The 25,095-nt window shown below is 33.7% G+C and carries 22 protein-coding genes; 16 read left to right on the forward strand and 6 right to left on the reverse strand.

Going from position 1 to position 25,095, the window contains the following annotated elements; translation table 11 throughout:
- Nucleotides 1-106: 106 nt before the first annotated feature.
- Complete coding sequence (locus tag EKM79_RS07645) at nucleotides 107-997, reverse strand: RluA family pseudouridine synthase (protein WP_125567531.1); 891 nt, start codon at nucleotides 995-997, stop codon at nucleotides 107-109.
- Nucleotides 998-1,085: 88 nt separating this feature from the next.
- Between EKM79_RS07645 and EKM79_RS07650 the strand changes: the two genes are divergently transcribed.
- The 5 genes from EKM79_RS07650 to EKM79_RS07670 all read left to right on the forward strand — a co-directional run bounded on the left by EKM79_RS07650 (nucleotide 1,086) and on the right by EKM79_RS07670 (nucleotide 8,142).
- Nucleotides 1,086-3,167, forward strand: coding sequence for a PBP1A family penicillin-binding protein (locus tag EKM79_RS07650; protein WP_125567533.1), 2,082 nt, complete (start codon nucleotides 1,086-1,088; stop codon nucleotides 3,165-3,167).
- A 9-nt stretch (nucleotides 3,168-3,176) separates the two neighbouring features.
- Nucleotides 3,177-3,521, forward strand: coding sequence for a YlbF family regulator (locus EKM79_RS07655; protein ID WP_125567535.1), 345 nt, complete (start codon nucleotides 3,177-3,179; stop codon nucleotides 3,519-3,521).
- 67 nt (nucleotides 3,522-3,588) lie between these two features.
- Nucleotides 3,589-4,767, forward strand: coding sequence for a metallophosphoesterase family protein (locus tag EKM79_RS07660; protein ID WP_125567537.1), 1,179 nt, complete (start codon nucleotides 3,589-3,591; stop codon nucleotides 4,765-4,767).
- A 2-nt stretch (nucleotides 4,768-4,769) separates the two neighbouring features.
- Nucleotides 4,770-7,229 (forward strand): ATP-binding protein, encoded by a 2,460-nt coding sequence (locus EKM79_RS07665; protein WP_164506042.1) that lies wholly within the window; start codon nucleotides 4,770-4,772, stop codon nucleotides 7,227-7,229.
- Nucleotides 7,204-8,142 (forward strand): 3'-5' exoribonuclease YhaM family protein, encoded by a 939-nt coding sequence (locus EKM79_RS07670; RefSeq protein WP_125567541.1) that lies wholly within the window; start codon nucleotides 7,204-7,206, stop codon nucleotides 8,140-8,142. Before EKM79_RS07665 ends, EKM79_RS07670 begins: the two co-directional genes overlap by 26 nt.
- A 56-nt stretch (nucleotides 8,143-8,198) precedes the next feature.
- Here the strand turns inward: EKM79_RS07670 and EKM79_RS07675 are convergent, their stop codons facing one another.
- The 3 genes from EKM79_RS07675 to EKM79_RS07685 all read right to left on the reverse strand — a co-directional run bounded on the left by EKM79_RS07675 (nucleotide 8,199) and on the right by EKM79_RS07685 (nucleotide 9,934).
- Nucleotides 8,199-9,101 carry a peptidylprolyl isomerase PrsA gene (locus EKM79_RS07675; protein WP_125567543.1) on the reverse strand — a complete coding sequence of 301 codons (903 nt, stop codon included), beginning with the start codon at nucleotides 9,099-9,101 and terminating at the stop codon, nucleotides 8,199-8,201.
- A 102-nt stretch (nucleotides 9,102-9,203) separates the two neighbouring features.
- Nucleotides 9,204-9,503: a YtxH domain-containing protein gene (locus EKM79_RS07680; RefSeq protein WP_125567545.1), complete on the reverse strand. Its 300-nt coding sequence runs from the start codon at nucleotides 9,501-9,503 to the stop codon at nucleotides 9,204-9,206.
- Nucleotides 9,504-9,505: 2 nt separating this feature from the next.
- Nucleotides 9,506-9,934, reverse strand: coding sequence for an HIT family protein (locus tag EKM79_RS07685; protein WP_125567547.1), 429 nt, complete (start codon nucleotides 9,932-9,934; stop codon nucleotides 9,506-9,508).
- Between the two features lie 88 nt (nucleotides 9,935-10,022).
- On the opposite strand from EKM79_RS07685, the gene EKM79_RS07690 reads away from it, so the two are divergent.
- From EKM79_RS07690 to trmB, 3 genes are read left to right on the forward strand one after another with little or no spacing between them, the layout of a single operon-like run.
- Nucleotides 10,023-10,754 carry an ABC transporter ATP-binding protein gene (locus EKM79_RS07690; protein WP_125567549.1) on the forward strand — a complete coding sequence of 244 codons (732 nt, stop codon included), beginning with the start codon at nucleotides 10,023-10,025 and terminating at the stop codon, nucleotides 10,752-10,754.
- Nucleotides 10,754-11,983 carry an ABC transporter permease gene (locus EKM79_RS07695; RefSeq protein ID WP_125567551.1) on the forward strand — a complete coding sequence of 410 codons (1,230 nt, stop codon included), beginning with the start codon at nucleotides 10,754-10,756 and terminating at the stop codon, nucleotides 11,981-11,983. The genes EKM79_RS07690 and EKM79_RS07695 overlap by 1 nt, the downstream gene beginning before the upstream one ends.
- A 5-nt stretch (nucleotides 11,984-11,988) precedes the next feature.
- Nucleotides 11,989-12,633 (forward strand): tRNA (guanosine(46)-N7)-methyltransferase TrmB, encoded by a 645-nt coding sequence (gene trmB / locus EKM79_RS07700; protein WP_125567553.1) that lies wholly within the window; start codon nucleotides 11,989-11,991, stop codon nucleotides 12,631-12,633.
- A gap of 13 nt (nucleotides 12,634-12,646) precedes the next feature.
- Here the strand turns inward: trmB and EKM79_RS07705 are convergent, their stop codons facing one another.
- On the reverse strand, nucleotides 12,647-12,961 hold the full coding sequence (locus EKM79_RS07705) for a hypothetical protein (protein WP_025024871.1): 315 nt from the start codon (nucleotides 12,959-12,961) through the stop codon (nucleotides 12,647-12,649).
- A gap of 132 nt (nucleotides 12,962-13,093) precedes the next feature.
- On the opposite strand from EKM79_RS07705, the gene EKM79_RS07710 reads away from it, so the two are divergent.
- The 4 genes from EKM79_RS07710 to EKM79_RS07725 all read left to right on the forward strand — a co-directional run bounded on the left by EKM79_RS07710 (nucleotide 13,094) and on the right by EKM79_RS07725 (nucleotide 16,804).
- Nucleotides 13,094-13,420 carry a thioredoxin family protein gene (locus tag EKM79_RS07710; RefSeq protein ID WP_125567555.1) on the forward strand — a complete coding sequence of 109 codons (327 nt, stop codon included), beginning with the start codon at nucleotides 13,094-13,096 and terminating at the stop codon, nucleotides 13,418-13,420.
- A 16-nt stretch (nucleotides 13,421-13,436) separates the two neighbouring features.
- Nucleotides 13,437-14,069 carry a YtpR family tRNA-binding protein gene (gene ytpR / locus EKM79_RS07715; RefSeq protein WP_125567557.1) on the forward strand — a complete coding sequence of 211 codons (633 nt, stop codon included), beginning with the start codon at nucleotides 13,437-13,439 and terminating at the stop codon, nucleotides 14,067-14,069.
- 8 nt (nucleotides 14,070-14,077) lie between these two features.
- Complete coding sequence (gene murC, locus EKM79_RS07720) at nucleotides 14,078-15,409, forward strand: UDP-N-acetylmuramate--L-alanine ligase (protein ID WP_125567559.1); 1,332 nt, start codon at nucleotides 14,078-14,080, stop codon at nucleotides 15,407-15,409.
- A gap of 201 nt (nucleotides 15,410-15,610) precedes the next feature.
- Entirely contained in the window at nucleotides 15,611-16,804 is a 1,194-nt protein-coding gene (locus EKM79_RS07725) for a multidrug effflux MFS transporter (protein ID WP_125567561.1), read from the forward strand.
- A 103-nt stretch (nucleotides 16,805-16,907) separates the two neighbouring features.
- On the opposite strand, the gene EKM79_RS07730 is transcribed toward EKM79_RS07725, so the two are convergent.
- Nucleotides 16,908-18,095, reverse strand: coding sequence for a hypothetical protein (locus tag EKM79_RS07730; protein WP_125567563.1), 1,188 nt, complete (start codon nucleotides 18,093-18,095; stop codon nucleotides 16,908-16,910).
- A gap of 227 nt (nucleotides 18,096-18,322) precedes the next feature.
- Here EKM79_RS07730 and EKM79_RS07735 point away from each other — a divergent pair, with 227 nt between their 5' ends.
- The 4 genes from EKM79_RS07735 (at nucleotide 18,323) to polA (ending at nucleotide 25,076) form a co-directional block, all read left to right on the forward strand.
- Nucleotides 18,323-19,534 carry a metal-dependent hydrolase family protein gene (locus tag EKM79_RS07735; RefSeq protein WP_125567565.1) on the forward strand — a complete coding sequence of 404 codons (1,212 nt, stop codon included), beginning with the start codon at nucleotides 18,323-18,325 and terminating at the stop codon, nucleotides 19,532-19,534.
- 21 nt (nucleotides 19,535-19,555) lie between these two features.
- The gene (locus EKM79_RS07740) at nucleotides 19,556-20,755 is read left to right on the forward strand and encodes a metal-dependent hydrolase family protein (protein ID WP_125567567.1); all 1,200 of its coding nucleotides are present in this window, start codon (nucleotides 19,556-19,558) and stop codon (nucleotides 20,753-20,755) included.
- Between the two features lie 156 nt (nucleotides 20,756-20,911).
- Nucleotides 20,912-22,315: an MFS transporter gene (locus EKM79_RS07745; RefSeq protein ID WP_164506043.1), complete on the forward strand. Its 1,404-nt coding sequence runs from the start codon at nucleotides 20,912-20,914 to the stop codon at nucleotides 22,313-22,315.
- A gap of 103 nt (nucleotides 22,316-22,418) precedes the next feature.
- Nucleotides 22,419-25,076: a DNA polymerase I gene (gene polA, locus EKM79_RS07750; RefSeq protein ID WP_125567571.1), complete on the forward strand. Its 2,658-nt coding sequence runs from the start codon at nucleotides 22,419-22,421 to the stop codon at nucleotides 25,074-25,076.
- Nucleotides 25,077-25,095: the final 19 nt, after the last annotated feature.

A 25,095-nucleotide genomic window follows, 5' to 3' on the forward strand; every position in this document is an offset into this window, starting at 1 on the left:
GTGCATAAAAATAGGCATCCTCATTGAGGATGCCCATAGGCCAAAAATCATTCATCAATACTATTTGACAAAGAGCCAAAAAATCACTCCTAAAACTTCTTGTCGCTCAAAACTCATTAGTGATGAAGTCGGTCATAAAGTCGGGAAGATCGGCTTCAACCGTCAGAATGTCATCTGAAAATGGCGTAATAAAATTTAATTCATGAGCGAACAACAATAGATTACCATTTTTTGGCTCAGGATTGTAGAGTAAATCGTTAACTATTGGCCAATTTTTACTACTTAGATGCACTCTTAGCTGATGTGTACGTCCCGTTAATAGGTTTAGTCTTAATAAAGCATATTTTTTATTTTGTTTTATGACATTATATTTTGTGATAGCATTTTGCCCATCTGGGCGAGTCATACGTTTACGTTTATCTTCAGGATCGTTTCCAATAGGGATATCGATAGTTCCAGAAGATTCGGTCAATGGTTGGTTCAATTTGACTATTGCAAGGTATTCTCGATGCAATAGTTTAGTACTTAACTGTCTATCTAAAATCGGAACTAGATATGGAGTTTTAGCTATGAGCATTAACCCGCTGGTATCTTTATCGATACGATGAACCATATAAGGATGTTCGTTAGGTGCAAGATATGATTCGACGTCATTCATTAAAGAATCATTTTCAGTTGGTAAATTGGGGTGTGATTTTATACCCGCTTGTTTATTAACCACGATAATGTCTTTGTCTTCATAACAAACGTTAATATTGCGATTACCTGGCAAATATGTTTGATTTTTTGATCTAGGTGGAAAATCAAAATTTAAGGTTATTACATCATCATTCTTGACTATTGTATTGAAGGGATGATATTTACCATTAATTAGAACATCCTTTTGAATCCTAAAAAAATGTTGCCATTTTTTAGGAATTAGCCACTTTTTTAACAATTCTCGAATTGTAATATCTTGTTTATTTTGATTCAGATACTTGATTTGACGGCGATACATTATTTAATGTCTCCTTAAGTTTGTTATTGTATTTCAAAAACATAGCAATAATGTGATAAAATTTACCTTTATAGCAGAGGTATTAACAATGAATAATAATAATGGTTTTTGGGATTGGTTAAAACCAAAATTACAAATTGCTTGGGCTTTTATTAGGAAATACTGGCGAAGGTTCCAACTTACACGTTGGCTACTCTTGTTATTCCTAATGTTAGTTTTAGTTTTAAGTACGTATTGGACTTATCAAGCTAAAACAGCAAATGTTGAGGATCTTAAGTCATCGTTGCAAACAAAAACTACGGTGTTAGATAAGGATAATGATGATGCTGGTGAATTGTATGCCAGTAAGGGAACATATGTAAGTTTAGATAAGATTTCGGAAAACATTCAAAATGCGGTCATATCTACGGAAGATAGGACTTTTTGGACGAATCCAGGATTTAGTATAAAGGGATATGCTAGATCAGCATTAGGATATTTGGTTTACCACAGAATTACTGGTGGAGGTAGTACTTTAACACAACAATTGGCTAAGAATGCCTTATTGACGCAAAAGCAGACTCTATGGCGTAAAGGTGAAGAATTGTTCTTATCAATTGAAATAAATCGTGTTTACTCTAAAAAGACGATTCTAGCCATGTATTTAAACAATGCTTATTTTGGAAATGGTGTCTGGGGTGTCCAAGATGCTTCAGAAAGATACTTCGGTAAAAGTGCCAGTGAATTGAACGCTGGGGAAGCAGCCGTTTTGGCAGGTACTTTGAAGGGTTCAACGATGTATAATCCGATTGATAATATGGATAATGCTAAAGCACGTCGTAACTTGGTCTTAGGGTTGATGGTTGATAACAATAAATTAACATCTTCTCAGGCTAGTTACTACAAGAATCAGCCGATTACATTAAGTAATAATTATGATGGTGGTAATTCATATAAGTATCCATATTTCTTTGATTCTGTAATTGCTGAAGCAGTTGACAAGTATGGTATCAGTGAAGATGATATTTTGAATAAAGGATATAAGATTTATACTACTCTGGATCAAAGTATTCAGAGATCAATGGAAAACTCATTTGATAATAATTACTTATTCCCTAATAATGCAGCTGATGGCACTGAAGTTCAAGGTGCTTCAATTGCTGTTAATCCATCCAATGGTGGAGTTCTAGCCGTTGTTGGTGGTCGTGGAGAGCATACCTTTAGAGGATTTAATCGTGCTACGCAAATGAATCGCCAACCCGGATCAACTATCAAGCCATTAGCTGTTTATACTCCGGCAATAGAAAATGGATATAGTTATGACTCACCATTGCCTGATCAAATTACCAGTTTTGGTAAAAACAAATATACGCCAACGAATGCTGATGGTTTGTATCAAGACGAAATTCCTATGTATAAAGCTTTGGCACAGAGTGAGAATGTTCCAGCTGTTGCTTTGTTAGATAAAATTGGAGTTAAAAAAGGTGTTTCATCAGTTGAGAATTTTGGTATAAAAGTTCATAAGAACGATCAAAACCTAGCCTTAGCATTAGGTGGCTTGGAAACAGGTGTCTCGCCAATGCAGATGGCTCGTGCATATACGGCTTTTGCAAATGAAGGTAAGCTATCCGATACTCATTTCATTCGTAAAATTGTCGACTCTACGGGTACAGTTGTTGTAGATAATACAAGTAATTCAACTAAACAAATTATCAGTAAAGATACAGCTAAAGAAATGACTAGCATGATGCTTGGGGTCTATAACGAAGGAACTGGTAAAACTGCTAAACCTAGTGGTTATAAAATTGCCGGTAAGACCGGTAGTACTGAAGTTCCAGATTCATATGGTTATGCAGGAACTAAGGATCAGTGGATGATAGGTTACACTCCTGATGTTGTTGTTGCTAGTTGGATCGGTTTTGATAGGACTGACAAGAATCACTTCTTATATGGAGTTAGTGAGAATGGAGTTGCATCATTATTTAAGAGTGAAATGACCGGTATATTACCATATACAGATCAAACGGATTTTGGTGTTAAGGATGCAGCCACAATTGCTAATGAAGATAATGACGATGATGGTAGCAGTGGAAACAACGATATTGTTAAATCTTTCCAAGATGGTGTAAATAGCATTAAAGACAAGGCCTCGGAATGGTATAATGATGTTAAGAATTTTTTTGGTCAGTAGGAGGACTGTATGAATATTTATGATAGCGCCAACCAACTAGAACAAGATTTGAGAAAGACAACAGAAGTAGCTGATCTCAAGCTTGCTTTTGAAGCTGTTAAGGCTAATGACTTAGCATTTAAACTTTTTGATAAAGTTCAAAATAAACAATTTGAACTTCAACAAAAACAAATGCAAGGTCAAGAAATTACTGATGACGATATCGAAGGAATGCGTCAATTGACAGATCAACTTCAAAACTATGATGAAATCAAGAACTTGATGGATAAGGAACAAAAGATGAATTCTATGATGGAAGAATTGAATAAAATCATTTCTAAACCAATTGCAGAAATCTATCAAGATAATAAATAATTGTTAATTATTAAAAAGTAGCTGAGACAGTTAATGTCCCGGCTCCTTTTTGTAAAGAGGAGACTTAATGAAATTTATACATGCAGCTGACCTGCACCTAGATACACCATTTGTTAGTATTAGTGATTTTTCAGAAGAGTTGCAAAATAAGCTAAAAAAATCAACTTATACAGCAGCAGATAGAGTTTTTGATACCGCAATTAAAGAAAAAGTTGATTTTGTTATTCTTGCTGGTGATACATTTGATAATACTGAACGTACCTTATCAGCACAGATGTACTTAAAAAATTGGTTCGAAAAGCTCAATCAAAATAATATTCAAGTTTATATGGTGTATGGAAATCACGACTATTATCGCAATAATTTTTCTGTAATGGATTTTCCAAACAATGTCACTGTATTTTCAAAAGAAGTATCTACCGTAAGAATACAAACCAGAGATGGATTAAATGTTGGTATATCAGGTTTTAGCTATTATCAAAATCATATTAATACTGATATGGTAGCTACTTACCCAACTCGAGGTGATTTTGATTACCAAATTGGTATTCTTCATGCTGGAATTGGTGATGGGAATTATGCTCCATTCACCGTTAATGAATTATTGACTAAGGGATATGATTACTGGGCATTAGGACATATTCATAAACGTGAAATACTACATGGAAATCCGATGATTATTTATCCTGGAGATACTCAAGGTCGTAATCAAAATGAGTTGGAAACAAAAGGATTTTATCTTGTAAGCTATGAAAACAAAATAACTAATTGTAAGTTTATTCATAGTTCAGTCTTTGTCTGGAAATCAGAAATGATAGACGCAAGCAAGGATGATAGATTGGAAGATTTGTTCAATAAAATAACTAATTTGATGGATTCATTTGCTAAGTATCATGATAGATACTTGATTACTTTGACAATTAATAATGCTCAAAGTCTGAATAAGGACATGATAAAATCGATTGAACGTAATGAAATTTTAAATCATTTTTCTAAAGGAAATACCAATGTTGTCTTGTATAAAGTTTATTTGAAATTCAATCGTGAGTCTAAGTTGGTTGAAATAGATCAAAAATACTGGGATGAAAGTGCAAATTCAGTCTTTAAATTAGATGATATTAAAGATATGGATACTAGATTATTTGGTGAACAAGTAATTCGAGATCACATAAATGATCCAGATTTTTTAAATCATATTAAGGAAATAACTCAAAATACAATTAATAAAAAATACATCGGAGACTGATCGTGAAATTAACTAAAGTTAAAATATATGGCTTCGGTAAGTGGTCCGATGTCGAGTGGGAATTTAATAAAGATTATCAGATTATATATGGATACAATGAAGCCGGTAAAACAACGTTATTAACATTTATAAAAAGTATATTGTTTGGTTTTGCATCTGCTCGTGGGGATGAAAAATTTCAACAATATAAACCAAAAAATGGTGGTAATTATGGCGGAGAATTACATTTTATTGACAAACATGACATTATTTGGACCCTAAGACGAGTTGATGGTAAAAATGGAGGAGAAGTAACAATCTTTAGAGGTAATCAGGAAATGCCCAGTTCGTTGATTACCGAGATAACTAAGGGATTTTCCAAAGAGGATTTTGAAAATAGCCATGTTTTAGATGACAGTAGTATTATGTCAGTTTATAAACTTAATGAAGAACAATTAGAAACCGAGATTATGGCCGTAGGAGCTGTTGGAAGTAAAGAGTGGTTAACTAGTGCAGATACTCTAGAACAGGCCAGTGAGGAGATTTATAAGCCACGTGGGCGCAAACAACCATTGATAGAATGCATAGATTCTAGAAATAAGCTATTAAAACGTAAATCAGAGTTTGAAAATCAACAAATTGCCTACAAAAGTATCGACTCAGATTTAGAAAATACACAAAATGAATATAAAGAAAATATTAAAAGAGAAAGAGTACTATCAAAACAACGTGATAGATTGAATAGTTTAAGTGAAAAATGGCCTCGTTATGCTTCTTACCGAGATTTATCGCAAGTAGATGTCAGTTTAAACAAGGTTATTTCTCGTGATGATTGGGATAAGAGTTTGAAACTTGATCAGGAATTGAAAACATTGCAGCAAAATACGGTAAGATCCACTTCTGTCACTTTGTCTGACGATGATCAAGAATTTTTGGATTTCTATCATAATAACAAAGATGATTTGGATTATTTGAATGCACAAAAAGAGACAATACGTAATTTACAGTTTCAAAAAGGAAATATTAATCAGCAATTAAGTGATAATGATGCAAAAATAGATAGTCTATATGCATCAAACCGTGATTTAAATGATCACATGCAATTGTTGACGGATTCTGAATTAAGCCAATTAGCAAATAATGATTCTGAAAATAAAGATGATCAAAATCTAAATTGGCCCGTTATTGGAGTGTCCATAGTGGCACTTGTATTAGCAACATTTATGTCTGGGCCGATGAGGATCGGTGCAGGATTAGTTTTTGTAGTGGGAATTTTATATGCATGGCATCAACAAAAAGAAAGACCAGTTGTTGATAATAATTCTCCATCATTTATTGATTTAAAAGGGTACAGTGGTTTATCCATAAGCAGAATACAGGCACTTCAAAATACAATTAGACAACTTAAGGATTTGCAAAATGATCAGAGTCGCCTAGAAGATTTATTAAATAATACAGAAATTAATTTAGACCAGTGGAAGGAACAAATTAATGCATTTCACTTATTGGAAATTCCTGATGACTTAGCAACAAATATTGAACAGTATTTTTCTAAATTAGATTCTATTAATACTAAATCTGCATTAATACGTAAAAGTAATTTAGAACATAAAAAGTTGCAACAAGATAATTTTTCTAAGATAGATCATTTGCAGGAAAGTTTAAATATTATTTTGTCTAAATATGAAGTTGATGCATTAGATGATTTTATGCAAATACATAGTGAACAACTACAAAAGCAAGGTGTCATCAATAAACTGGAACAGGATAAATCTATACTTGGCGACGATATTGAAGACTTAAAAAATTATGATAATAACGATGATTTACAAAATCAATTAGATCAGGTTATCTATCAATTGAATTTGTTGTATAAGAAAAATGATGAATTAAATCGTCAAGTCGGTTCCTTAAAAACTAGACAGAATCAAATTTTTGATAATACTGCGTATCAAAAAGTCACAGATGATTTAGCTCAAAATGAAAATGATATGATTGAGTTATATGATGAATGGTTAGCAGATAAATTGGCCAGTAGATGGATTCATTCGATGTTGGATTTAGCAACTGAAAATCGTTATCCAAAGATGCTAAAACGAGCGACCCATTACTTCAATGTGCTGACCGATGGAAACTATGTAGATATTTTATTTAATGAGAATAAATTAGTATTAACTAGACGGGATAGAATGAAATTTGATGTTCACGAACTTTCTAAGGCAACTACAGTTCAATTATATATTTCGTTAAGATTAGCATTTGTAATTGAAATATCAGATTTAATAGATTTGCCAATATTAATTGACGATGCCTTTGTGGACTTTGATAGAATAAGAACAAATAGTATTTTTGAATTAATAAAGGAAGTTGCTGCTGATAATCAAGTGATTTATGTTACAGCTAACTTAAATTCAGATTTACCTGATGATCATATTATTAATTTGGAGGAGGTAAGTTATGGCTCAAAAAATCATAGACTATAAAAATGGTGAACCGATGAGTCTTGAAGCGATTATTAAAAAATCAGATTTTCGATTAGCAAAGAATGGTAAAAACTTTTTATCATTGGTTTTCGAAGATAAGTCAGGACAGATTCCTGGTAAGTATTGGGATGCCAAGGAAGAGGATGCTGAAACTTATAAGGTCGGGACGGTGGTCCAATTAGATGGTAAAAGAGATGTTTACCAAGGTAAGCCTCAGGTGATTATTAACCGTCTTGGTGTTTTGGATGCATCAACGGTAGATATGTCGCAATTTGTACAGACGGCACCAATCAAACGTGTAGATATGGAAAATGAGTTTGAGGATATCTTTTTGGAGATAACTAATGGTGCTTGGAATCGAATTGTTAGATATTTATTTAAAAAGTATCATGATAGATTTTTTGTTAGTGCAGCAGCAAAGAGCAATCACCACGATTTCCAAGGTGGGCTGGCATATCATACTTTAAGCATGGTACGTTTAGCACAAAAGATTTCAGATCAATATCCACAAATAAACCGTGCCTTACTTATTGCAGGGGCTTGTTTGCATGATCTAGGTAAAACAATTGAATTATCTGGTGGACTTGATATTGAATATACTTTTGAGGGAAATATGTTAGGTCATATTACAATTATTGACGAAGAAATCGTAAAAGCGGCTCAAGATATGAATATTAACTTGGAATCTGAGGATATGATTTTGCTCAGACACATGGTTCTATCACATCATGGGTTGCTTGAATATGGTTCACCAGAAAGGCCTAAGTTACTTGAAGCTGAAGTACTTCATAATATTGATGAGATGGATGCAAGTATCAATATGATCACTAAAGCTTTAGATAAAACCGAGAATGGTAAGTTTTCTGAGCGTATTTTTGGGTTAGATAATCGTTCGTTTTATAAACATAGTTAAATTTGTATACAAAAAAAGGATCCGATTTTAAAAATCGAATCCTTTTTAATTATTATTTACTTTTTTGATGAAGAATTTGATGAAACGTAACCTGAAAGAACATCTTTCAAATCGCTATCTTTGATAGATACATCTGACTTCTTCAATACTTTAGAAATAACCTTTTGCATTACTGTTGAATCTTGCATCCAACTAGCATAAATCTTAGATTTAAGTTCTGCAGTGTGGTCACTCATCTTACCCTTAGAAGGCTTCTTATCAAGCTTGATGATGCTGTAACCATAACTAGTTTTAACTGGTTCTGAAGAGTAGTCTCCGACTTTTTCTAGCTTGTATGCGGCTGTCTTGAAGTCTGAATCAACACTTGTACTGTCATTGTCAAAGGCTTCCATCTTACCACCATTGTTCTTTGTAGCATTGTCTGTTGAATACTTCTTAGCAAGTTTTGCGAAGTCTTCACCATTTTGAAGTTTTGAAATAATATCTGTAGCTGTATCTTTCTTAGCAACTAAGATTTGAGAAACAGTGATCTTAGGTTGATATGATTTCCATTCTTTTTTAAGTTGAGCATTTGAAACTGACTTGTTCTTCTTCAAAGCAACCTTTGTTAGAAGGTTAGTACGAATGTTCTTCTTAAATTGAGCTGTAGTCATACCATTTTGTTGAAGAATAGAACTGAATGAAGAACCATATTGGCTCTTGTACTTGTTGTATTCCTTGTCAACTTGTTTACTAGAAACATCTTTACCATATTGGTTTTCTAGAGCTTTGGTAATGATCATAGTTTGAAGTGTTTGTTTACCTGTTGAAGAACTCTTCATTTCCTTGTAATATTCTTCTTCAGTAATTCTTCCACCCTTTAATGTAGCAACAGTTTTATTACCAGAACAACCAGCAACAACTGTTACCATCAATAGGCCGGCTAAAGCCAAGACCCATTTTGTCAAACGTTTGTTCATCCTTTACACATCCTTATTTAATATGTCTTCAATTGAAAAGATTACCATAAAATAACTGAAATAGTTAAATTATTGATGAAAAAATCATAAAAAATTCATATTTTAGTCACTTATTTCTTGGAATTTTTCTAAATTATCTTTCATTTCTGAAACTGAAGATTTCAAATTTTCAACATCTGGAGCTATATCTTGAGCATAATTTGTTATATCAGATTGAAGTCCAGACACTACTTCGGGAACGATAGACGCATTGTCTTTTAGTTCAACTAATGTATCTTTTAAATCTTTTATATTGTGGAATAAGTTGGTACTATTATCTGTAGATGTATTTTTTTGTGATTGAAATATTTCCAATGCAACACCTGACATTGCACCAATGATAAAACCGCTAAAAAATTTCATTATTAGTCCTCCAAGTGTTGTTTAATCTTGTCAGCACGGGCTTGTAGTTCGTCGCTAGAAGCTTTTCCAGTGTTGTCTCCCCAAATCATTGAGAAATCATCGTCTTTTGAGTAACGAGGTACGAGATGGAAATGTGAGTGCATAACGCTTTGATATGCAATCTCGCCATTGTTTTGGCAAATATTCATGCCGATAATATCAGGATTAGAGTCTTTGATGGCACGAGCAATCATAGGAATTTTTTTGAATACCTTTTGAGCTAATTCCTCGTCGTATTCGAAAATATTTTTAACATGTTTCTTAGGTACCACCAATGTGTGGCCAGGAGTCACCTGAGAAATATCGAAGAATGCCTTAATGTCATCATCTTCGTAAATTGTGGTACTAGGAATTTCATTATTAATTATTTTGCAAAAAATGCAATCGTCCATATAAAAATCTCCTTTCAAAAAACACTAATATTAATTAACATGCTATCATATCTAAGATAGTAAAAACAGAATAATAGGTGGTTTATCCATGACTTTAGAAATAAAAGAATTGACCGGAGGATACGGTCAGGTTTCGGTATTAAAAAAAGAAACATTTACGGTTGAAGATGGTCAAGTAGTTGGTCTAATTGGTCTTAATGGTGCTGGTAAATCAACGACTATTAAACATATTATTGGCCTATTGACACCTCGTGGTGGGCAAATTTTGATTGATGGTATGAGTCTTCACGATAACGTTGAGGCATACCGCAAAAAAATTGCATATGTTCCCGAAATGCCAATTTTATATCCTGAATTGACTTTAAAAGAACACATTGAAATGACGATTATGGCCTATGGGCTTGATCGAGAGGAAACTTGGAAAAACGCAAATAAATTATTAAAAACGTTTAGACTTGATAATAAATTAGACTGGTTTCCACAAAACTTTTCAAAAGGGATGAAACAGAAAGTTATGATTGTTTGTGCCTTCATGACCGATGCAAGATTATTTATTATTGATGAACCATTTACAGGTTTGGACCCTCTTGCCGTCAATGATTTATTGAATATAGTGGAGGCTAAGAAACAAGCTGGATGTTCAGTTTTGATGTCGACTCACATCCTATCCACAGTGCAAGATCATGCTGATAAGTTTGTTTTAATTAATCACGGTCAAGTTCGTGCAGATGGTACGTTAGATCAATTAAAGGATAAGTTTGATATGAAAGATGCCAATCTTGATGATATCTACATTAAGATGTCAAATGAGGATCTCTAATGAAAAAACTTTGGAAAGATAGATTAAGAAGACATCAGATAAATCAATTTAAGTATTTAAGATTAATCTTTAACGACAATTTTGTGTTGGCATTTATTGTTTTGATAGGTGCACTAGGTTTTTGGTATTCCAATTTCTTAGGTACTATAAGGCACGAATTGTTATTGGGTAAACCGGCAGTTATTTTAATTTTACTGTTGGTAACTCAAATCGGTAAAATAGCTACTTTGTTAGAGGAACCAGATAGTACATTTTTATTGGTAAAAGAAAAAGAATTTTATCAGTATTTCAAATCGGCGTTTAATTACAGCATTATGTTGCCAGTAGTAGCAATAGTTGTTGTTAGCTTCTTGTTATCGCCATTTGCTTTTACCGGCGCGGGTTTGAGCATTCTTGATATTTGTTTGATTGCCATAGGGTTAGTATTTTTTAAGTTAGCATTTCTCAACGGTGAAATGTTTAAGATGTATGGCAGGGAGCAAGTATCAGGGCTAAATTTGAAATTAATATTAAATATATTATTAATAGTTACATTGATCGTATCTGTATATTGGTTTAGTTGGGCCAGTTTATTGATTGGTCTAATAGTATTTGTCAGTATGCAAATAAAGAATAAACAAATTTGTGAATCCGGACAACTGCAATGGCAACAGGCTATTGCTGATGAAAACCAAAGAATGTTTAGGGTAAAAAGATTTTATAATTTGTTTACGGATGTACCTGGTGTTAATAGCAAAATTAAACGTCGCAAGTGGTTAGATTTTTTGTTCAACCCAATTAAACCTGTTCAGAATAATACTTATTTATACTTATTTGCTCGTGGTTTTGTTAGAAATAATGAATATATTGGATTATTTATGCGTTTAACTATTATTCAAGCTATTATGTTAGCCTTGATTGATAATTTCTATATTTCTTTGATTGTAGAAATGTTGTTTATATACTTAGTCGGTTTCCAATTGAAGCCATACTTTAAAGATGTAATGTTGAACATGATGCAAAGACTTTATCCTGTCAGTGGCAGTGATAAGATTAATGATTTTACAAAGTTGAGTGTACTTGTACTTTGCGTCCAATGGATTATTAGTGCTATCGCAATTGCTTATAAATTTGGAATAAGTGTTAATAGTTTAATTATTATTGTTGCTGGACTTGCGGTATTATTATTTGTCGGTTACTTTTATATGCCTAGACAACTTAAAAAATATTTAGATAACGGAGTGTATTAGAATTTATGAGACTTAGAAACAAACCTTGGGCAAAAGACATGATCAATGACAATTTGGATTTGATTGCTGTTCAACCTGAGAATATGGCTGGTAAATGGCAAGATAGATTTGAAAAGCCACAACCATTATTTCTTGAATTGGGTTCTGGCAAAGGTGGATTCATAACTGAATTGGCCAAACAAAATCCACAAAATAATTATATTGCAATGGAAGTCCAAGAGGGGGCTATTGCCTTATTACTAAAAAAACAAGTTGAGAATAAACTTCCCAACTTGCAATTATTATTAGCTAACGGTGCTAATTTAACTGATTTGTTCGCTGAAGGCGAAATAACCGGTATGTACTTGAACTTCTCTGATCCATGGCCAAAGACTCGTCATGAAAAACGTCGTCTTACTTATAAGTCATTTTTGGAACAGTACAAGTATGTATTAAAAGATGATGGTGAAATTCAATTTAAGACTGACAATCAAGGTTTGTTTGAGTACTCACTTATAAGTATGAATAACTTTGGAATGAAGTTTGATGAGATTTCTCTGGATCTTCACAATGATGAAGAATTGAATTCAAGTAACATCGAAACTGAATATGAACAAAAATTCTCAAAAAAAGGCTTCAGGATTAATTACCTGAAAGCCCATTTCAATTAATATTGATTGATTGTTATTGTACCTTTTTGATGTTAAGCAATTCGCCAGTAACTGCATCGGCGATAAAGTGATATTGAGCTACGTCGAAGTCGTCCATTGTTGTAACGCCACCGACGATACCCCATGAAGCTTGACCATTAACATTTACGCGTTGATAGAAAGGCTCAACCCATGAGCCGATAACCTTACTGTCTTCGCCAAGAACGGATTTAACTTTAGCAATGATCTTTTCACTATCTAGGTGATGCTTTACTAAAACTGTAGCAGCTGCTCCTGCAACAAGTGCTGTACCAGCAACTAGTACTGAACCGATACCTTTTTTACTCATAATAAAATCACTCCTTGATGTTTGTTTTAATCATATATTAACACTATTATATATTAATTCCCTAGCTAAGAACATTTAAATTGACCCGTTGAGTAAGAAAAAGTATCTTAATAATGAGAGGTGATATAAATTATGAAAAATTTTGAAGATTATGAAACAAAAGATTGGCACGAAGTGACTAAGGAAGGTAAGTTTATTTTATTCTTCCATGCAGATTGGTGCCCAGATTGTAAGTTTATTGAACCTAAATTACCAGGGCTAGAATCTGAATATTCAGACTTTGAGTGGATTAGCTTTAATCGTGATAATAATATGGAAATTGCTCAAGAATTGGACATTATGGGAATTCCAAGCTTTGTTATCATTGAAAATGGAAAAGAAATTGGTAGACTAGTAAATAAAGATCGTAAAACTAAAGAAGAAGTTGAGACCTTTATTAATTCTGTAGTAAATAAATAATTTGAGTGAGGAAATAATGCTATTAAGTTTTTATAATCCAGATGTCTTAGGTGACGTCTTAATCGTAGAGCTGGCTGATGATGCTGGTGTTACACAAGCAACAGACAAAAAAGATAGTGTTGTAAGAATTTATAATGATGAAACTAATGAAGCCATTGGTTTCAATTTTTTTGGTTTAGCTAAAGAGCTTGAATTAAACGCTAAGGGACAAGTATTCCTTAATGCGGATCAAGTTGCAATTCTTAACCAAAAGATTTCTGCAGCAGGTTTTTCGGATACACTAGAAGTTGACGATAAGCCAAAATTTGTAATTGGACATGTTGATGAAATGACAGAACATCCTGATTCAGACCATTTGCATATCACACAAACTAATGTTGGCTTAGATAAGCCAGTCCAAATCGTTTGTGGTGCACCAAACATTGAACAAGGACAGTTAGTTGTAGTAGCATTACCAGGTGCAGTTATGCCCACAGGTAGTGAAATCTGGCCAGGTGAACTACGTGGAGTTGATAGCTATGGAATGATTTGTTCAGCTAAAGAGCTGGGAATTCCAAATGCACCAAAGAAACGTGGTATTTTAGTTCTTGACGAAGGTGCTGCTGGACAGGCATTCAATTTTGAAAAAGCAGAAAAGATGTTCAATTAGGAGTAATTATGGAAAAAACAGTCTATCATTTTGTTGGTATTAAAGGTACAGGAATGAGTGCATTGGCACTCATCTTAAAAGATTTAGGATATGAAGTTCAAGGTTCAGATATTGATAAATATACATTTACTCAAAGAGGCCTTGAGCAAGCAGGTATTAAAATTTTACCTTTTGATGAAAATAATATTCACGAAGGTTTAACAATTATCAAAGGTAATGCCTTTGATGATGATCAAGTAGAAATTAAAAAAGCTAATGATTTGCATTTACCAGTTGTAACTTATCCACAAATGGTTGGTAAGTTGGTTTCACAATATACATCTATTGGTATTGCTGGATCACATGGTAAAACTAGTACAACCGGTTTATTGGCACATACATTAAGTGGTATCGCTAAGACATCATACTTAATCGGTGATGGTACTGGTAAAGGTGAAAAAGATGCAAAATTCTTTGTTTTTGAAGCCGATGAATATCGTCGTCACTTCTTAGATTATTCACCAGATTACTTGATTATTACAAACATTGACTTTGATCACCCTGATTATTTCTTCGGAGGTATTAATGATGTTGTTGATGCCTTTGAATCAGAATCACGTAAAACTAAGAAGGGTATCTTCATCTGGGGTGAAGATAAGCATGCCAAGTCTATCAAGGCTGATGTGCCAATCTATTATTATGGTTTGGATGAATCTGATGATATTCGTGCTACAAACATTAAGAGAACTGTTAAAGGATCATCATTTGATGTTTCTATAAAGGGCGAAAACATTGGTAATTTTGAAATTCCATTGTATGGTGAACACAACGTTCTTAATTCATTAGCAGTAATTGGTGTTGGTCATATGGAGAACCTTGATCACGCATTGATCAACAAAGAATTACAAACATTCGGTGGTGTTAAGAGACGTTTCAGTGAGAAGAAAGTTTCTGATATGGTCATTATTGATGACTATGCTCATCATCCACAAGAGATTAAAGCAACTATTGATGCTGCCAGACAAAAATATCCTGACCGTGAAGTTATAGCTGTTTTCCAACCACATACATACACTAGAACATTGGCTCTAATGGATGATTTTGCTAAATCATTAGATCTTGCTGACAAAGTTTATTTAACTAATATCTTTGGCTCAATTCGTGAGAAGCATGGAGATATTACAAGTAAAGACTTAGGTGACAAGATTCATAAGGGTGGACAGGTTCTAGCACTTGAAGATATGTCACCATTATTGGATTACCATAATGCTGTTATTATCTTTATGGGTGCCGGAGATGTTCAAAAGTATGAAAATGCCTATGAACAAGTATTGAGTACCTTGAACCCTAATCAACAATAATTAATAAATAGTAGCGACTGTCACTAATTTGATGGTCGCTATTTTTTATCTAAATTTGCTAAAAATAAAGTATTCAAGTATCATACAACTCAGAATACAAAGAAATTAGGTGAATACTGTGGACATTTGTAACATCATGGTTTGTGTCCCAGCAAACGGAAAAGGACGTTTTTCTGCAGATTAATATTTTAGGAGAGAAAAATGAAGAACGTCCGTAAAAAAGTACCATCAATATTATTAATTATCGTATTAGTAGGATTCCCACAAATAAGTGAGTCTATTTTTACGCCAGTATTACCAAGTATTAGTAGCAATTTGAGAGTTAATGCATCAACCGCACAATTAACAATGAGTATCTATTTTGTAGCATTTGCAATAGGAGTTTTGTTTTGGGGTCAACTTTCGGATAAAATTGGACGCCGACCCGCAATGTTGTGGGGTATTGTCGTTTATTTGATAGGAAATGTCAGCTTACTAATAAGTCCTGAGATTAATTTTTTATTGTTGTCGCGATTTATTCAAGCGTTTGGGGCAAGTGTTGGTTCAGTTGTAACTCAAACAATTATGAGAGAAAGTTTCAGTGGTATAACAGGCTCTAAGGTGTTTTCAAAGGTTGGAGCAGCGATGGCACTGTCTCCAGCATTCGGTCCATTGATCGGTGGATTGGTCGAAACTTATTTTGGCTATAGAAGTGTGTTCAGTGTTTTGATTGTTGTCGCCATTTTGGTATTTTTGTACTCATTTTACAGATTGCCTGAAACACGAGTTGTTGATTCAACTGAAAATATTTCATTAATTAAAGTTACCTTAATTCTTGTAAAAGATCCGGTAGTTTGGTCATATGGGTTTTTGATTGGTGGAATAAATGGAATTTTATTCGGATACTATTCAGAAGCACCGTTTATATTTATCGATCATTTTGGATATACTTCTGTTCAATATGGCAGTTTAGGGATGAGTCTTGCTTTGGCTAGTATAATTGGAGCAATCTTAGTTAACTACTTAGTTAATTTCCTTAAACCTGAATTAATTGCAATTGGTGGCTTGCTATTCAGTGTTTTAGCTAGTGTATTGTTGATTTTTAGTCTACAGTTTGATACATCTGTGCTTGTTGTAATTGGTTTCTTTATGGTATTTGTTGGGTTGAATACAACCTTACCAATTGCATTGAATTTAGCATTAAAGGGCTATGAGAGTATCATTGGAAGTGCCAGTGGAATATTCAGTTTTGGATATTATTTGATTGTTAGTATATTAACTTATGTTACTAGTGTTATGCATAATGGAACTATCAAGAGTTTGCCATTGTTTGTTTTAATTACTTGTTTAATAATGTTGATAGGTTATATGTATGTGTACGTGAGAAATTCTAATGAAAAAATATTAGATGATTAGAAATAGGGAATACCGTTAGTGAAATGCCTCATAAGTGTTAGATTTTTGTCTAAACCTTTTAAGGTACTTCATAAATACGGTATTCCCTATTTTTTTAATTAGTTTAAATTAATTTCAAAAAGACAGATGCAATAATGACAGATGCCATTGATACGGTGGCAAACCCTCCGACCAACATCTTAGGCAACATATTTTGAGTTAGGTATTCCTCTTCTTTGTCATTTTTAGCAACAGTGTGACAAATCTCAGTTGTTAAAATGAAGTCTGCGGGGAATCCAAATAATGCAGTTAATGAACAGGCAAAGGCCATAGCTCTGCTCATACCGAATGGTTTTGCCAAAGCAAATGAAGCTAAAAACATTCCTAGAATTCCAAGTACAATTAATGTAAGAATTTGAACGATAATTCCTGCGATGATGTTTGGTGTAGTTAGACTTAATTGTGCAAAGATATATGCGAGTAAGCCATACATTAGCCAGTTGAACACACCGGCACGCGTTAATGCATTGTCTTCCAAAAATCCAATTTGATGGGCAATAACTCCTAAGATTAGACAAATAACATTAGCGTTAATTGCGCCATTCATTAATCCTGCGATCCAATTTCCAAGCAAAGCTATTAGTGAGACTCTTACAATAATGAAAATTGGTGATTGATATTGTTCTGGTAGGTTAAGAATGCGCTTATTGGTATCAAGAGATGCTCCCACACTAGTCATTTTAGGAGCATTTATATCAATTTTACCTTTACCGCTACGAAATTCCTCAGCCAGTCTATGACCTTCTTTTCGTAATAGTAAAGACGTAAGTGGATAACCTATGAAAGAATGTAAGATAAACATTGATACGGGTAATGCGACTAATGAAGTGATTCCAGCCGCTTTTAGGCCATTAGTCATAAGTAGTGCAGCAACTAGTCCACCAGTTAATGGCGGTATTGCTGCAACGACAGTATGCCAATCAAATATCAAAGTTCCAACCGTGAGTGTGAGAATTAATGTGCCGATGACTCCAAGAATTGCAATACATACTGCTTTCCATTGATTCAATAGTTCTTTAAGACTCATAAGAGTACCAAGGTGGACAAGTAACAATGAAATACCAATTCCAATAAACGATGTGTTAAACGATGCTTTTGCAACAATATCCCTTGGAAGAATTGTCCAAAATCCAATAGTGAATAAAACCGCTGTGATGAAGATAGATGGTATAAATGCCTTAGTGGCAGCTGATACCCAGTCACCAATGAGCATGAATACCATGACAATAGTAAAAGCAATAATGTATTCCATAAATAAATCCCCCCTGTAAATTAATGATAAATCTTAGATAAAGATTAGAAACAAATTTAATCTTTTCTAATCTTAGTGTCAACAGTTAATGTTAATTTTACCTTTATATATGGCAGAAACGCCGTTAAACGACAAGAATTCCATTTTATATGTATATCATAAAAATTAATTTATCGTTGACATTAATTAGAAATAATCCTAATATTTTAACCAACAATTTGGGAGGCATGATTAGGACAGAGACAATGTATAAGAATTTTAAACTTTTTGATGGTGAGACACCCGAAATTCAAAACGACGCTTGGTTCGTTGTAGATAGTGAAAAAGGAGAAATTACAGATCTTGGATTTGGTGCTGACACACCAAAGTCTGACAAAGTTGTCGATTTGGAAGATAAGTATGTGATGCCTGGGTTGATCAACGCGCACACACACATTATGATGAATCCCATTTCTAATAAGCTTAACTATCTTTCTGAAGCGGAAGTTACATTTACGGCATTACAAAATTTGAAGGAGTTGCTAAAGACTGGTGTCACGTATATTAGAGATTGTGGATGTGCATTCGATGTAGATATAAAGCTTGCTAAATTACAAGCTGAAGGTCAATTGGATGGTACAGAGATTATTCCATCTGGGCGTCCAATGAGTATGACTGGTGGTCATGGGGATTTCACTGAAGGATTAAATGGCGAAACAACTTGGGGAAATTTAGTTGACTCTGAAGATGAGATGAGAAAAGCCGTCCGTCAAGAATTCAAATTAGGTGCAAAAAATATAAAAGTTATGGCAACCGGCGGAGTTATGTCAGCCACTGATCAAATTGATGACACAGAGCTGACTGAGTCAGAAATTGCGGTGGCCGTTGAAGAAGCACATTCAAAGCACATGACGGTTGCAGCACATGCGGAAGGTGCTAATGGTATTCATAATGCAATTGTTGCTGGAGTTGATTCAGTAGAACATGGCTCATATATTACTGATGAAGATATTCAATTGATGTTAAAGCAGGGCACATATCTCACGCCAACGTTAATTGCAGCATATACAATTCCAGAATATGGTGAAGGAAAGCTCCCACAATACATGATTGATAAGGCAAATTCATTTATAGATACATTCTTCAAACGTATTGGGGTTGCTATCAAAGCAGGAGTAAAGATTACTTTAGGAACTGATGCTGGTACACCATTTAATGGATTCAAGGATGTTCCATATGAACTTGAACTGCTAACAAAAGTTGGAGCTACAAATACTCAGGCCTTATTTGCATCATCCCAAAATAGTGCCAAGTTATTAGGTATTGATGATAAATATGGAACTTTGAAAAAGGGGAAAGTTGCTGATTTCTTGGTACTTAATGATGATCCAGTAGCAGATGTTAGAGCGGTTCAACAAACAGATAAGTCAGTATACAAGAAAGGCGTAAAAGTATTCTAAAAAAAGAAAGGTTTGTTTAAAATGACAACATTTGTAAATTTAAAGTTATTTAATGGTACTGATAACAAAATTATTGATAACAGTTATATGTCTGTTGATGAAAAGGGAAAACTTACGGATGTTGGTGTTGGAACACCTGGTAAAGTAGATAATTGTGTGGTTAATCTTGAAGGAAAATATGTTATGCCTGGACTGATTAATGCCCACACCCATTTGATGATGAATCCTACATCTAATAAATTAGAATATTTATCAGAAGCTGAAATTACTTTTACTGCTTTGAAAAATTTGAATACCTTATTGCACGCAGGTGTTACATATATTAGAGATTGCGGATGTGCATTCAACGTTGATATAAAGCTTGCAAGATTACAATTAGAGGGTCAGCTAAAGGGAACGGAAATTTTACCTTCTGGACGTCCAATGACTATGACAGGTGGGCATGGTGATTTTACTGAGGGCCTTAGTGGAGAGACCTCTATGGGGCATTTGATTGATTCTAAAGATGAAATGCGAAAGGCTGTTCGTGAAAATTTTAAGCTCGGCGCAAAAAATATAAAGGTTATGGCAACTGGTGGTGTTATGTCTTCGACTGACCAGGTAGACGATACTGAGTTAACTGAAGGCGAAATGGCGGTGGCTGTTGAAGAGGCGCATACAAAACATATGACGGTTGCATCACATGCTCAGGGTAATCGTGGTATTCAAATTTCCCTTGAAGCCGGGGTGGATTCAATCGAGCACGGTATTTATGTTGATGAGCAACAGGCAGAATTTATGAAACAAAATAATGTTTTTCTAGTTCCAACTTTGAATGCTTGTGCAAGTATAGATAGATATGGTGTCGGTAAAATTCCTGATTATATGATAAAAAAGAACAATATAGTAAAAGATGACTTCTTCAAAAATATTAAAATGGCATTTGATAAGGGAGTTAAAATTGTTGTTGGAACCGACGCAGGTACACCATTCAATGGATTTGTTCATGGTACTACTGATGAACTATCGTTATTTACAGGTTTAGGAATCAGCCCATATCAGGCGCTATTAGGTACAACAAAATATGCTGCCGAATTATTAAGAATTGATGATGAATATGGAAGCCTAGAAAATGGTAAATTTGCAGACTTTCTAGTATTAGATGAAAATCCATTAGAAAGTGTTGAAGCTGTGGCACAAACTGATAAACAGATTTACAAGAAGGGCGTTTTGGTTGAATAATTATTAATGCGGATTTTGACAAATTTCGAGAATAAGATTAAAGTAGGATTTGCTTTAGATTTATAAATCTGAATTTAAATTTTGATAACTGTAACGGAGATATCGTTGATTTAGCGATATCTCTTTTTATTTGTTTGATAGTAGTAGAAGTGAGGAATTGATGTGCAAAAAGAAGTAAGTACACGTATTAAGTTATCCATACTGGCCGTCGGATTGTTGTCATTTATTAGTATTTTGACTGAAACGTCGATGAATGTTACGTTTCCGACTTTGACAAAAGATTTGAATGTAAGCCTTGGCGTGGTTCAGTGGCTAACAACTGGATATTTGTTACTGACAACTATTATTATGAGTACCACAGCATATGTATTAAAAAGATTTAGACCTTTAAAAATATTTATTTTTGCAGTTACATTTTGTTTTGTTGGATCCATAATTTGTTTACTTGCTCCAAACTTTCCGGTTTTGTTGATTGGTCGTCTGCTACAAGCAGTATCAGCAGGATTATCGACACCGTTGATGTTTGATTTAATTTTTGAAGAAGTTCCAGGAACACAAATTGGAATTTATACTGGGTTTGCAAGCATTATAATTTCGTTGGCACCAGCATTAGGACCAACCTATGGAGGAGTTGTTAGTGGGATTTGGTCCTGGCGTTCAATTTTTATGGGAATAATTCCGCTAATTATTATTGTCGCAATTTTGGGATGGACCACAATCCGTGGGAATGTGCGTGGAGTTAAAGATGTTAAGTTTGATTATTTAAGTGTTACTGGATTAGCCATTATTTTTTCGATGATTTTGTTTACTTTTGATCAAGCTGGTAACCACGGTTGGATATCTAGTCAATTTTTTACTTGGATATTTATTACCTTGGTTTTGTTTTTTATTTTCATTTGGTACAATTCGAAAACAACACGTCAATTGATTGACTTTTCTATTTTGAAAAATTCGATTTTAAGATTGAGATTATTTGGATATTTTGGATTACAATTTATTAATATTGGGCTGTCATTTTTACTGCCTATTTTTGCTCAGAATGTACTAAATTTAGATACTAGTCATGCCGGTATAATGCTTCTACCAGGATCATTGTTAGGTGCGTTAGTTGGACCAATTGCTGGTTCAATATATGATAACAAAGGTCCAAAAATCCCGACAATCTTAAGTGGTTTGCTAGTTACTGCTGGAACCGCATTATTCTTTATTTTTAGTGATAAGCTATCTTTTATTTTAATAATCATTTTGTATTCAGTTGTACGAATTGGTTTTAACTTCGGATTTGGTACATTACTATCTGATGGCAGTATGCAAGTTCATGGACGTAAAAAGTCTGATCAAAATTCTTTATTCAGTATGATGCAGCAGTATGCGGGTTCATTAGGAACTAATGTCTTGTCGGTTGTAATTTCGGCAGTTGCTATTACAAGCGGGACTAATAGTAATTTTATTAATACACTTACTGGTGCAAAAATTGATTTTATCGTATTGACAATTTTGTCATTATTGATTTTGATTTCTGTAATTTATGTAGCAGTTAAGTATCCTAAAAAAGTCTAGATTTAATCTGGGCTTTTTTTGATACAGTAAACGCAACAACTGTTACACGGTCCGTTTATTTGTTAAAATAATATTGATTAATTTCGTTTCAATGGGAGAAAAAATGACGAAAAACAAAAAGTTACTTTTAATTGATGGAAATAGTGTCTCATTTAGAGCATTTTTTGCCATGCATAATGTATTAGACAAATTTGTTTCAGGCGATGGTATCCACACAAATGCCTTATATGCCTTTAATAATATGCTAGATTTAATTTTAAAAGACGAGAATCCTACACACGCGTTAGTAGCATTTGATGCCGGAAAAACAACTTTTAGAACAGAAATGTTTTCAGATTATAAGGGTACTCGTGCTAAGACACCACCTGAATTAATGGAACAACTACCATTGATTCAAGAGATGCTTAATTTACGTGGAATTAAAACTTATGAGTTAAAAAATTATGAAGCAGATGACATTATTGGAACTATGTCGCGTAAGGGCCAATTAGATGGAATGGACGTTACGATAATTACTGGTGATCGGGATCTTACACAATTAACGACTGATAAAGTTACAGTTAGAGTTAATGTCAAAGGCGTGACTGAAACTGAAACGTATACTCCAGAACATGTTAAAGAAAAACTTGGTATTACTCCTGAACAAATCATTGATATGAAGGGATTAATGGGCGATACTTCTGATCATTATCCTGGTGTTGAAAAAGTTGGTGAAAAGACAGCTATTAAGTTGCTAAACGAATACGGTTCTATGGAAGGACTGTATGAACATGTAGATGAAATGAAAAAGAGCAAACTTAAGGAGCATCTTATTAATGATAAGGACCAAGCTTTCTTAAGCAAGAAGTTAGCGACAATCAATTGTGAAGCTCCAGTTGAATTGAAGCTCGGTGAATTAGAATATCGAGGAGATAATCAAGAACAATTAATTAAGTTTTATCAACGAATGGATTTTAAATCTTTCTTAGAAAAAATGAACATTGATACTGAAGAAGTCAAAGAAGAAATGGCTGATATTAAGTTCACTGAATTGAATTCTGACGCAGTGGATAAAATTGTATCTTGCAATAAACCGCAGACAGTTATCGTAGAAAGCTTTGGAGAAAACTATCACATTTCTTCCATTATTGGTTTAGCAGTTGAAAGTAATGGAGAATTTTACAGTACAACTGATGTTTCAATTTTAGAAAATGATAAGTTTAAAAATTGGTTAGCAGATGAAAATAAAGAAAAATATGTTTTTGATAATAAAAAGACTGTAGCCTTGTTGCATCGCTACGGTTGTGAATTTGCTGGTGTTAGCTTCGATATGTTGTTAGTATCCTACTTGCTGGATACGAATGATAATAAGAGTGATATTGGTATTGTTGCACAGAATTATGGACACAATTTGCCAAATGAAGAAGAATTTTATGGTAAAGGTGTAAAAAAATCCGTACCGGATGACGAACAAGTATTAATGAATTTCATGTGTCAAAAGGCACATATTATAAATGAATTACATGATAAAATGTTTGCCGAGTTAAAAGAAAATGATCAGGATAGTTTATATGATGAAATTGAACTTCCACTATCCAATGTTTTAGCTAGCATGGAAATAAAGGGTGTTAAAGTTGATGCAAGTCGTTTAAAAGAAATGCAAAACGATTTTGCTAAGAGACTAAGTAGTATTGAGCAACAAATATATTCAGAAGCTGGAGAGGAGTTTAATATTAATTCTCCAAAACAACTGGGCGTTATTTTGTTTGAAAAATTAAAATTACCGGTTATTAAAAAGACTAAAACTGGTTATTCAACAGCGGTAGTTGTACTTGAAAAACTAAAAGGTAAATCTCCAGTAGTTCAAAAAATCTTGGACTACCGTCAAATTTCTAAGATAAATTCTACTTATGCTATTGGATTGCAAAAGTTTATTCAACCTGATAATCGTATTCATACAATTTACCAACAAACTTTGACTCAAACTGGTCGTTTGTCTTCAATTGAGCCTAATTTACAAAATATTCCGATTAGAATTGATGAGGGTCGTCAAATAAGAAAGGCTTTCGTGCCACAAGATGATGATTGGGAAATGTTTTCAGCCGACTACTCACAAGTTGAGTTACGTGTCTTAGCACATATTTCGGGTGATGAAAATATGCAAGAGGCGTTTAAAGAAGATTATGATATTCATGCGCACACAGCTATGAGAATATTTGGCTTGGACAGTACTGATGAAGTTACACCAGATATGAGACGTAAAGCTAAAGCTACTAATTTTGGTATTGTTTATGGGATAAGTGACTACGGTCTATCACAAAATATCGGTATAACTCGTAAAGAGGCTGCCCAATTTATTGATTCATACTTTGAACAATATCCCGGTGTTAAAAAATATATGGACGATATTGTCAAATTTGCCCGTGAAAATGGTTATGTTGAAACAATTATGCATCGTCGTAGATATTTACCAGATATCCATTCTAAGAATTTTAATATTAGAAACTTCGCACAAAGAACAGCAATGAACACACCAATTCAGGGTAGTGCTGCTGATATTATTAAAGTTGCTATGATAAACATGCAAAAAATGATCAAAAAAGAAAACTTGCAAGCAAACTTATTATTGCAAGTTCATGATGAAATGATATTTGAAGCTCCAAAATCAGAAATTCCAATTTTAGAAAAGCTGGTGCCAAGTGTAATGGATTCAGCTGTTAAATTGGATGTTCCATTAAAAGTGGGATCCGCACATGGTGAGAGTTGGTATGAAGCTAAATAATAAATGAGTAATGAAATGA

Origin of the sequence: Companilactobacillus insicii, from assembly GCF_003946015.1 — a bacterium.
In the GTDB taxonomy this organism is placed as follows: Bacteria; Bacillota; Bacilli; order Lactobacillales; family Lactobacillaceae; genus Companilactobacillus; species Companilactobacillus insicii.

Coding starts and splice junctions, on each gene's coding strand:
- polA (WP_125567571.1), top strand. CDS start 22,419: ATGACGAAAAACAAAAAGTTACTTTTAATTGATGGAAATAGTGTCTCA.
- EKM79_RS07655 (WP_125567535.1), top strand. CDS start 3,177: ATGAATATTTATGATAGCGCCAACCAACTAGAACAAGATTTGAGAAAG.
- murC (WP_125567559.1), top strand. CDS start 14,078: ATGGAAAAAACAGTCTATCATTTTGTTGGTATTAAAGGTACAGGAATG.
- EKM79_RS07730 (WP_125567563.1), bottom strand. CDS start 18,095: ATGGAATACATTATTGCTTTTACTATTGTCATGGTATTCATGCTCATT.
- EKM79_RS07660 (WP_125567537.1), top strand. CDS start 3,589: ATGAAATTTATACATGCAGCTGACCTGCACCTAGATACACCATTTGTT.
- EKM79_RS07725 (WP_125567561.1), top strand. CDS start 15,611: ATGAAGAACGTCCGTAAAAAAGTACCATCAATATTATTAATTATCGTA.
- EKM79_RS07740 (WP_125567567.1), top strand. CDS start 19,556: ATGACAACATTTGTAAATTTAAAGTTATTTAATGGTACTGATAACAAA.
- EKM79_RS07680 (WP_125567545.1), bottom strand. CDS start 9,503: ATGAAATTTTTTAGCGGTTTTATCATTGGTGCAATGTCAGGTGTTGCA.
- ytpR (WP_125567557.1), top strand. CDS start 13,437: ATGCTATTAAGTTTTTATAATCCAGATGTCTTAGGTGACGTCTTAATC.
- EKM79_RS07675 (WP_125567543.1), bottom strand. CDS start 9,101: ATGAACAAACGTTTGACAAAATGGGTCTTGGCTTTAGCCGGCCTATTG.
- EKM79_RS07685 (WP_125567547.1), bottom strand. CDS start 9,934: ATGGACGATTGCATTTTTTGCAAAATAATTAATAATGAAATTCCTAGT.
- EKM79_RS07690 (WP_125567549.1), top strand. CDS start 10,023: ATGACTTTAGAAATAAAAGAATTGACCGGAGGATACGGTCAGGTTTCG.
- EKM79_RS07650 (WP_125567533.1), top strand. CDS start 1,086: ATGAATAATAATAATGGTTTTTGGGATTGGTTAAAACCAAAATTACAA.
- trmB (WP_125567553.1), top strand. CDS start 11,989: ATGAGACTTAGAAACAAACCTTGGGCAAAAGACATGATCAATGACAAT.
- EKM79_RS07695 (WP_125567551.1), top strand. CDS start 10,754: ATGAAAAAACTTTGGAAAGATAGATTAAGAAGACATCAGATAAATCAA.
- EKM79_RS07705 (WP_025024871.1), bottom strand. CDS start 12,961: ATGAGTAAAAAAGGTATCGGTTCAGTACTAGTTGCTGGTACAGCACTT.
- EKM79_RS07710 (WP_125567555.1), top strand. CDS start 13,094: ATGAAAAATTTTGAAGATTATGAAACAAAAGATTGGCACGAAGTGACT.
- EKM79_RS07645 (WP_125567531.1), bottom strand. CDS start 997: ATGTATCGCCGTCAAATCAAGTATCTGAATCAAAATAAACAAGATATT.
- EKM79_RS07735 (WP_125567565.1), top strand. CDS start 18,323: ATGATTAGGACAGAGACAATGTATAAGAATTTTAAACTTTTTGATGGT.
- EKM79_RS07670 (WP_125567541.1), top strand. CDS start 7,204: ATGGCTCAAAAAATCATAGACTATAAAAATGGTGAACCGATGAGTCTT.